This window comes from Candidatus Cloacimonadota bacterium (assembly GCA_034661015.1).
In the GTDB taxonomy this organism is placed as follows: Bacteria; Cloacimonadota; Cloacimonadia; order JGIOTU-2; family JGIOTU-2; genus JAYEKN01.
In genome coordinates, this window is record JAYEKN010000193.1 from 1 (window position 1) to 10066 (window position 10066).

The window sequence follows — 10066 nt, forward strand, 5'->3', positions numbered from 1 at the left end:
CCTCAAATAACTCGGTTTTTTTAGATGAATTCTTGTAAAAAAATGGGGGGAGGAGGATGCGAATTTTTCCTCTAAAACTTGACATAAAACAATCAAAAGTATAAAAAAAAATCTTTAAAATAAAATATAATTAAGGAGATGATTATGAAGATTAAATTGCTCATGGTTTTTATTTTGTTTTTAGGGGTTGCAAGTTTTGCCTACAGCGGTCCAATTTCTTTTGAAGTTGTCCAAAATTCTTACGATATTATTTATCCTTCCAGTTTTGATCAAAATAATCCTCAATCCCAACCAATAGTTTTTTGGTTGACAATTACGAATAATGATACTGTCCCTCGCGGATGTAAAATAGCGATGGAATTTAGTTCAAACAACTTCCCGAATCTTCTAGACCGTGCTGCTGGAATGATTGAGGACTACACAGCTCTCGGAAGCTCGGAGATTGATTCCCTTTTACTTCAACCCGGACAATCAATTATCCTAACTAATAGGGATATTCTAAATTCTAATGTTTCCATAACTGGTGATTGGAGTGGAATTCTGGACAATAATCCTGATTTCGAAGATATTATTCTTGGGGATGGTTTTCTCCCTGCAGACACATATTCATTTACACTTTATTGTATTAATCCCGAAGATGAAGATGAAAATTGGGACGTTGTTCAAGCAATCCTTATCATTAGAAACCCCAGTAGTGTTGACTTGATTTATCCCGGAGATGAATTTAGCAATACTCCTCCGGAAATTAATGCGAGTCTTCCCATATTCACTTGGTTCTCAACAGCTACGGAATTTACTTTCCAACTTTTTGAAGTCGAAGAAAATCAAACAGTTGAGGATATTATCAATACAATACCATATTATGAGCAAACGGGTGTCAGCGGGAATATTCTAAACTATCCGGAGTCCGCCCCGCCTTTGAATCCCAATTGCGAATATGCATGGCGAGTCATCGCAATAGTTTATACTACTCTTGGTGAGCAAGAAATGGAAAGTGGTTTGTGGAATTTTACTATTCAAGGTACAGAGCCAAGTACTATCTCAATCGAATTGATTTACCCCGGAGAATCATTTAGCACTAATCCTCCTGAAATCTCTGAAAATTTTCCCACTTTCACATGGTTTTCTACTGCTAATGAATTTACATTCCAACTTTTTGAAGTTGGAGAAAATCAAACAGTTGAAGATATTATCAATGATATACCTTATTATGAGCAACCTGAAATCAATGGGAGTATTCTCACTTATCCGGAATCTGCTCCACCTTTAAATCCCAATTGCGAATATGCTTGGAGAATTATTGCTTTTCTCGGAGAGCAAGAATTAGAAAGTGATGTATGGAATTTTCTAATTCATGGTCAAGAATCTATCTGGATTGATTTAGTCTATCCGGGCGAACCATTTAGCACTGATCCTCCTGAAATCTATGGCGGTCCCGCCAATTTCACCTGGTTATCTGCTGCCACGGAATTTACATTCCAAATTTTTACAGTTGGAGAAAATCAAACAGTTGAAGATATTATCAATGACATACCTTATTATGAACAACCTGAAATTAATGCAAATAACCTCACTTATCCGGAATCTGCTCCACCTTTGATTCAAAATACTGAATATGCATGGAGAGTTATTGCTTTTCTCGGAGAGCAAGAATTAGAAAGTGAGTTGTGGAATTTTTTCATCCCTAGTCCTGAAATCCAGATTGAATTACTCGGGCCCGGAGAGCAATTCTCCCCTAATCCTCCCGCAATCAATACAAATCTTCCAATATTTGCCTGGTTTTCTACTGCTACTGAATTCACTTTTCAAATTTTTGAGGTTGAAGAAAATGAAACAGTCGAAGAAATTATTAACGGTATAACTTATCATGAACAACCGGGAATCAGCTCTATTTATTTTGAATATCCGGAATCTGCCCCACCTTTAAACCAAAATACTGAATATGCCTGGCGAGTTATCGCTTATATCGGAGAGCAAGAATTAGAAAGTGAGTTGTGGAATTTGATCATTTCCGGCACTCAGGTTTTAGATCTGGGAGCAACTCAAATCTCTAATTTGATTGAGGGGCTAGCTGGCTCCGGGTATTCCCCGGAGGGTTTAGAGGGCTTCGCTCCAAGTGGTGTGGTGATAATTAACGGTGAGGCTGTTAATCTTGATGAATTAATGGAACTTATTAATGGTTTACTTAACGGAACAATACCCATTGATAGCATTTTCGTTGAATAGTAAAATAATTTTGCCCATAATGGTTTTCAGTGGGCTTGACCTTAGAAATGAGAGGAAAAAATGTATAAAAAAATATTGATTGTATCAATTGCTTTGTTTATTTTCGCTGCCACCCTGTTTGCAGAAGAAAAGCAAGATCCGGTAGCAGTAATTATTAAAACCTCAGGGCAGGTCTTTTTGCATCGTGGAGATACAAATGAGGCAATGAAACATGGAACCGTTTTATATTCCGGAGATGAAATTGTATCTGGAGAAGCATCCCTCGCAATCGTAAAATTCGTTGACAAAGGAGCGATAATTAAAATATTTTCCAATTCCATTCTAACGATCAACGCCAAAAAAAATGTAAAAAAGTTAGATAAAAAACTTTATGCGGAAATAGGAAATATTTGGTCACAGGTTAAAAAAGAAAGCGGGGAATATGAAGTATCTACCCCAACTACCGTTGCTGCCGTAAAAGGAACTGAATTCCTTGTTAGTGTAGATGAAAAATTGACAATGGTTTCTACATTTAGTGGTGTTGTAGAAGTAAGGAATGAATTCGGTACTGCCAATATTTCTGCCGGAAAAACCGCTACGGTTTCCAAAGAAAAAGCTCCGGATGTTGCAAAAACTCAGACATCTTCCATCAACTCACAAATATTAGAAGAGATAAACACAGAACCTACACCGGAAGAAGGTAATGGTGAAACCGGAGATGGAGGTGGTAATACCGAAGACAGTGAAGACGGTGGCGAAGACGGTGGAGATGAAGGGGAGCAAGGAAACATGTTAGAAATTCAATTTGAAAACGAAAATGGTGAGATGAAAACTATGATAATATATTATTAGAAGGGGGAAAATGATAAAAAAACTGATCCGTTTCATTGCTTTTATGCTATCAACCATGGGATTCCTTTATGCTGGAACTACTCCCCAACTGATGCACACTCCTCCTGAATTTGCAAAATACAATGAGCCATTAAAACTGAAAATCGAAATTATTTCCGGTGTGGATATGATAAATTATACTTCAATTTTCTATAAAAAGGGTAACTCTGATTATATTCAGGATAATATGGATATTGATGAAAATAGTATGAATCCCGGCTACGTTTACAAAATTCCTGCTTCCTTCATTGATCAATCAATTGAATATTATTTCAGAATTAACCTAATTGACGGCAGTGCCGTTACTTTACCCCCAGATAATGCTGAATTAAGCCCCTATTATATCCCTCTCAAAATTTCTTCTCAGGATGAAAAACACGTTCTGCAAAAATTAAGCCCTGATAATGAATTCAATGCTCAAGTCCAAGATTTCTTCGTAGCAATATCTTTTTTCAATTATGAAGATACTTTTGTGGGAAAAACTATTCACCTTATTTTTGATAAAGTTGATGTTACGGAAATTTCCGACATCACAAATAATTTGATTGTTTACAAACCAGCTAAAATTAAAAAAGGAATTCATACAATTGAAGTGAAAGTGTTAAATCCGGATAGCACTGTTTATTTGACTGATAATTGGAAAGTAACGGCTACGAAGGTCAGCTTTCAGGATAAACTTCCTCTTACTTTTCATGGAAATTTGACTTTAAATTCCAGAACCGCATCTACAACTGCCGATTCAAATTCATATTACCATAATCATCCTGATGATTCCAACTACAATGGCAAATTAAAAATCTATGGCGGCAGAAAATGGTTCAGTTATAATGGAAGAATATATCTTTCATCCGAAGAGAGCGACACAAGACAGCCGATTAATAAATATTTATTTGAATTTAATGTTCCCCATCTCCAACTTTCTTTCGGAGACAAAAATCAGAAATTTACCAACAAAACCATTTCCGGGAAAAACATCAAAGGATATAGTGGAATTCTTGATTTTAAATATTTCAAACTTCACTCTTTTTACGGAGAAATAAAGCGAAACATCAAGGGCAATTTGGTGGTTGACACTCTTTCGGTGCCACAAGATACTGTTGCAATAGTTGACACAACTATAACAAATGGCTCATACAAGAGGAATTCCTATGGCGTTCACTTGCTTTTTGGAAACGAACGAAAATTCTACGTCGGATTGTCTGCCTTAAAAGCCAAAGATGATATAGCTTCTGAAGAATTCGCCGCCTATCCAAAAGATAATGTTGTGTTTGGAGTGGACAGCAAACTATCACTTTTCAGACGCAGATTTATTATTGGCGGTGAAATTTCAGCCAGTCTTTTGAATAATGATATCAGCGATGGAATCATTTCGGAGTCTGATCTTGATGATTTGGATATTAATTTCAGTCATTCATTGATTGAAAAACTCCAAGATGTTATCATTATAAATGAAAATCTTATTCCCTTAAAACCTTCAGTCACAACGCTAAAAAATTTTACTGCTATGGAAGTTTACACAAGAATGTTCTTCTGGAATAATTTGCTCAACATAAAATATTCACGTGTGGGAGGAAGTTATAACACGCTCGCAAATCCTTATTTATCACGAGACAAAGCCGGTTTGAATGTTATGAATACACTCCGTTTATTCAATAATCAAATTTCTCTTACTGGCGGTGTTTTTCAATATAAAAATAATTTGAGCGGCAATAAAACAGGAACAACAGAGAACAGCGGTTTTATTACAAATCTGAGTTTGCTCCCCTTAAATAAATATTATCCCGGATTGAGCTTTAATTATCAAAAATCATTGCAGGACAAACCTGTTGCCGATTCTCTCATGCCAATTGATCAGACAAATAAAATGTTGGGCTTTTCAACTTCATACAATATTCCCACAACAATATTCCACACAAACCATCGCCTTAGATTCAGTTTTTCTCAGACGAATTACATAAATGATAAAAATTATGTTGGTAACGATTCTACCGGATATAATTATAATACTCTGAAAAACGATATGAACAATTACAGATTCACTCTTAATACAAAATTCAAAAACATTCCTTTAGAATCAAATGCCTCCATCTATTATATGAAGTCGGATGATAATGAGGTTGACTCACTTTCTGCTGATGGTAATTACATTGGCTTTTTAGTCCGAGAAGAATTTGAACTAAATTTTGCTCAGATTAAAAATCTTAAACCATATATTGAACTTAACTCAATAAAATCCGGAGGAAATATCAGTTATATAAAAAATGACTTTTCTCTTGGTGCAAGATGCGAATTAGTTCTCTTTCCCACTCCTACATATATCAGAGCAGATGTTTCATTTATGAATTATAAAAATAAGACAGAAGATAACGAAGATTATTCCAGAACAAAATTACGATTAAGCCTTACGCAGAAGTTTTAAATAACCGGTAAACTATTTTCTTGAACAGGCGGATGACAACAATAGGTGATACACACACGTTCTCTGCAAGCAAGCAAAAAAGTAAAAAGAAAAATGATTGAAAAAATTACGAGTTGGAAAATAATCATATTATTAGGAATATTCATCTTTATAGTTAATTTTTATATATTCCCATTATATCAATCTCAAATAAATGAAATTGCAGGATATAGTATTAGACCATTAGATGTTCAATTTTCATATACTAAAATTGATGTTGATAAAGCGTTTAATGATATGGGACAAAATGGCAGAAAAATCAATCTAATTACGACTGGGTTTATAGATATGATATATTCAATAATTTATGGATGCTTATTTTTTCTTTTACTGGTAAAATTGACTCGCTCTTTTTCTAACAGAAAAATACAGTTGATATTCTTTTTTCCTATGCTTGGTGTATTATTTGACTACTTAGAAAATTTTGGTATTTTGAAAATGTTAAATCAGTTTCCAGAAATAACACAGTCCCAAGTAAACATAAATTCAGCGTTAACAAGTAGTAAATGGATATTTATACTAATTACAATTGTTTTAATACTAATTTTAATAATTCTAAATCTTTTTAATAGAAAGATAAATCAATAAAATAGCCAGCAGAGAACACGCAATAAAAAACATAGTGCGGAAAGTGCTAAATTTAAACGACATTACATTTAATAAACGGCTTGGTAATTGGATAGTTACATGCTTCGAAATGCCCTACGTTTCTTATTGCCAAACCGTTGTGTTGCATACTAAACAGACGAATGACCAATGGATGATATAAAAAAATTACAAAGTCATATCGACAAAATAATGAATGAGCAGAATAATCAAGGACTTCCTGATTTTGAAGGATTTTCTCCGATTGAAATGGAATACATTATTAATGAAACATTCGGAAAAAACTGTCCAATAGAATTATTGACTCTAACCGAATTAGAATACCAAAGGATTCCGATTTTAAATCAAATAAAATATCTATTACAGCACATTGAGAATTGCGGAGAATTAAAATTGACAGCCAAAGGATTTTTACCGACAAAAATTGTTGCTGACATTTATAGTCAGCGATTTATCAAAGATGATATGATTGAATCAGGAATATCGAAATTATACAAAGAATCTGATTCTATGAGTATTAATTTGACAAGAATTCTGATTGAAATTTCAGGATTGGTTAAAAAACGAAACGGGAAAATTAGTTTAACTAAAAAGGGGGAAAAGATTTATTCTAATAATTTCGAGTTATTAAAATTGATTTTAGAAACCTTTGGAACAAAATTCAATTGGGCTTATTATGACGGATATGGTGACAATCAGATTGGACAACTTGGATTTGGGTTTTCGTTGATTTTATTAAGCAAATATGGTTTTGAAAAACAACTTGACCATTTTTATTCAAATAAATACCTTAAAGCATTTCCTAAGTTGATTGACAATATTCAATCTTCACAATTTGACACGAGTAAAAGTCAGGCTGGAAAATGTTATTCGTTACGGACTTTTGACAGATTCTTAGAATATTTCGGGTTAGTTAAAATTGAGAGTAAGGACAGAATATTTGCAGATAAATATATAACTAAAACAGAATTATTTGACAAATTAATAAAAGTACGACCACACAACAAAGTATAAAAATACTAGCCGAAACAGTAGTAAATATGAACATTGTAGCCCGCATAAAATTTAGTTATAACTTGAAAAAATTGGAGTTCCGCAATCGGCTGCTATTCTTATACAAACCGTTAGCGGTTTGACCAAAGTTTTCAAACCTTGTTGGAAATGAGAAGTCAGCGATAATTACATGACTTCTCATTTTTTTTGATACTATTCAACAAAACAGAAATGATTGATTTTTTCCCTAAACTTGACAAACAAAAGAGCGAACTGGAAAAAATTGTTTATGAGAAAAATTCAAATTACTCTTTACCTCAACGATAAATCGAAAGGGAACACATTTTGATGAACACCAAATATATCTTTATCACAGGCGGAGTTGTCTCATCTTTGGGGAAAGGGATTGCTTCCGCTTCCATAGGCTTTTTGCTGAAACAACTCGGATACAAAGTTACTATCCAGAAATTTGATCCGTATTTAAATGTCGATCCCGGCACGATGAGCCCTTTTCAGCATGGAGAAGTTTTTGTTACTGATGATGGAGCGGAAACAGACCTCGACCTCGGGCATTATGAAAGATTTCTTGATCAACCCCTATCACAGGCATGCAATACTACAGCCGGGCAGGTTTACGATACTGTTATTACAAACGAAAGAAGAGGAAAATATCTCGGCAAAACAGTTCAAACCATTCCACATATCACAGATGAAATAAAGATGCGCTTTAAAAGACTGAGTAAAGATTCCGATATTATTATTACTGAGATTGGGGGAACAGCCGGAGATATCGAGGGATTACCCTTTGGTGAAGCTATTCGCCAAATAGGGCTGGAAATGGATAGACATGACTTTTTTTGTATTCACCTTACTCTTATTCCCTATATTTCTGCTGCCGGAGAATGTAAAACCAAACCAACTCAGCATAGTGTAGTAAAATTACGCGAAATAGGAATTCAACCGGATATGCTTATCTGTAGATCGGAGAAATCTCTTAGCCAAGCAGCACTTACAAAAATATCTCTCTTTACAAATGTACCTTTGCAAAATGTGATTGTTGGCAGAGATGCGGAAACAATTTACGAAATTCCAATCCTTTTTGAAGAGCAGGCATTAGCAAAAAAAATCTGTAATCATTTTCAAATAAAATATTCTGAAATTGATTTATCCGGATTAAAGCAATTGGTTCATAAGGCCAAATTCCCCGAACAAACCGTAAATGTGGCATTATGCGGAAAATATGTTCGCCACCAAGATGCTTATAAAAGTGTAGTTGAAAGCCTTATTCATGCGGGTTTGAAATTTTCCGGCAAAGTGAATATCAAATATATTGATACTGACAAACTTCATAGCCATGAAAAAATTCGAGAAGATACACTCGAAAAACATCTGAAAGATATTCACGCCATTCTCGTTCCCGGTGGTTTTGGTTTGCGTGGTATCGAAGGTAAAATTTCGATTATTAAATATGCAAGAGAAAAAAATATCCCCTTCTTGGGTATTTGCCTCGGAATGCAATGTGCGGTAATTGAATTTGCTCGAAATGTTATGGGACTTGAAAACGCAAATAGTACTGAGTTTGATGCCAAAACTCTTCATCCGGTCATCAATCTTATGAAAGATCAAAAAGAAGTTAAGAATAAGGGTGGCACAATGCGCCTCGGAGCATATCCGTGCAACTTGATTGCCGGTTCACAATCAGAAAAAATTTATGAGGGACAACATCAAGTCAGCGAAAGGCATCGCCACAGATACGAATTCAATAACGATTTTCTTGAAAAATTTAAAGAAAAAGGAATGGTGATCGGGGGAAAATATTTGGAAAAGAATTTAGTTGAAATTATTGAATTAGCGAACCACAGATTTTTTATCGGGACTCAATTTCACCCCGAATTTAAATCCAGACCGCTTAAACCTCATCCCGTTTTCGCAAAATTTATTGAAGAAGCAATAGAATATAAAAAGGAGAATCATGTGCTTTAATAAAAACCGATATACGAAAAAAGATTTTTATTCTATTTCGTGTTTTTTCGAGTTTTTCGTGGTAAAAATATTTTAATATGAAAATAAATAAAAATTCAAAATTTACAATTATTGCCGGACCTTGTGCGATTGAATCATTAGAAACGTGTTTACACATTGCGAAAGAATGTAAGTTATTATGCGATAAATTTGATTTTCATTATATTTTCAAAGCTTCCTACAAAAAAGCAAATCGAACCTCCGGAAAATCCTTTCGCGGTGTTGGTTTGCAGACCGGATTATCTATCCTCCAAAAAGTGAAGGAGAAATTTTCATTACCAATTCTAACCGATGTGCATGAAGTTTGTGAAGTGGAAGCAGTTAGTAAAATTGCTGATATAATTCAGATTCCGGCATTTTTGTCGAGACAAACAGAACTTATCGAAGCTGTTGCCAAAACAGGAAAATGGGTTAATATCAAAAAAGGACAATTCATGTCTCCCAATGAAATCCGATTTGCATATCAAAAAGCAATTGATCGCGGAAATTCACATGTTTTCGTAACAGAGCGCGGAAATTCGTTCGGATACAATAATCTGGTAGTTGATTTTCGTAATTTTCAAATTATTGCGGAAATGGGAATACCAATTATCTACGATGTAACTCACAGTTTGCAACGACCGTCTCTTGGAAATATTTCCGGTGGAAATCCCGAATTAGTACCGAGCATGACAAGGGCAGCTGTGGCAACCGGTAACCTCTCCGGTTTGTTCATTGAAACTCACCCGCAACCAAATGCTGCAAAGAGCGATGCGAAATCTATGCTACCGCTGGATCAAATGAATAATTTGCTAAAATCCGTAAAAAACATTTTGCAAGTTATTTGATTTTTTTTATATTGTTTTATTTGACAACAAACAAAACGAACAAAGAAAGCAGTTAAATTATTCT

7 protein-coding genes are annotated in these 10066 nt (G+C 34.5%); all 7 read left to right on the plus strand.

From position 1 onward, the window contains the following. Window positions 1–144: 144 nt before the first annotated feature. The 7 genes from U9P79_07270 to kdsA all read left to right on the plus strand — a co-directional run bounded on the left by U9P79_07270 (window position 145) and on the right by kdsA (window position 10002). Window positions 145–2226, plus strand: coding sequence for a hypothetical protein (locus U9P79_07270; protein MEA2104422.1), 2082 nt, complete (start codon window positions 145–147; stop codon window positions 2224–2226). Window positions 2227–2286: 60 nt separating this feature from the next. Continuing rightward, the gene (locus U9P79_07275; GenBank protein ID MEA2104423.1) at window positions 2287–3057 is read left to right on the plus strand and encodes a FecR family protein; all 771 of its coding nucleotides are present in this window, start codon (window positions 2287–2289) and stop codon (window positions 3055–3057) included. A gap of 10 nt (window positions 3058–3067) precedes the next feature. After that, entirely contained in the window at window positions 3068–5515 is a 2448-nt protein-coding gene (locus U9P79_07280; protein ID MEA2104424.1) for a hypothetical protein, read from the plus strand. Between the two features lie 93 nt (window positions 5516–5608). Further along, on the plus strand, window positions 5609–6142 hold the full coding sequence (locus tag U9P79_07285) for a hypothetical protein (GenBank protein MEA2104425.1): 534 nt from the start codon (window positions 5609–5611) through the stop codon (window positions 6140–6142). A gap of 168 nt (window positions 6143–6310) precedes the next feature. Further along, window positions 6311–7174: a hypothetical protein gene (locus U9P79_07290; protein ID MEA2104426.1), complete on the plus strand. Its 864-nt coding sequence runs from the start codon at window positions 6311–6313 to the stop codon at window positions 7172–7174. A 327-nt stretch (window positions 7175–7501) separates the two neighbouring features. Then, window positions 7502–9136 (plus strand): CTP synthase, encoded by a 1635-nt coding sequence (locus tag U9P79_07295; protein ID MEA2104427.1) that lies wholly within the window; start codon window positions 7502–7504, stop codon window positions 9134–9136. A 77-nt stretch (window positions 9137–9213) separates the two neighbouring features. Continuing rightward, entirely contained in the window at window positions 9214–10002 is a 789-nt protein-coding gene (gene kdsA, locus U9P79_07300; protein ID MEA2104428.1) for a 3-deoxy-8-phosphooctulonate synthase, read from the plus strand. The last annotated feature ends 64 nt before the right edge of the window (window positions 10003–10066 follow it).

Bases quoted from the DNA above. Each gene is read 5' to 3' on its own strand.
- U9P79_07270 (MEA2104422.1), top strand. From the start codon at position 145: ATGAAGATTAAATTGCTCATGGTTTTTATTTTGTTTTTAGGGGTTGCA.
- U9P79_07275 (MEA2104423.1), top strand. From the start codon at position 2,287: ATGTATAAAAAAATATTGATTGTATCAATTGCTTTGTTTATTTTCGCT.
- U9P79_07280 (MEA2104424.1), top strand. From the start codon at position 3,068: ATGATAAAAAAACTGATCCGTTTCATTGCTTTTATGCTATCAACCATG.
- U9P79_07285 (MEA2104425.1), top strand. From the start codon at position 5,609: ATGATTGAAAAAATTACGAGTTGGAAAATAATCATATTATTAGGAATA.
- U9P79_07290 (MEA2104426.1), top strand. From the start codon at position 6,311: ATGGATGATATAAAAAAATTACAAAGTCATATCGACAAAATAATGAAT.
- U9P79_07295 (MEA2104427.1), top strand. From the start codon at position 7,502: ATGAACACCAAATATATCTTTATCACAGGCGGAGTTGTCTCATCTTTG.
- kdsA (MEA2104428.1), top strand. From the start codon at position 9,214: ATGAAAATAAATAAAAATTCAAAATTTACAATTATTGCCGGACCTTGT.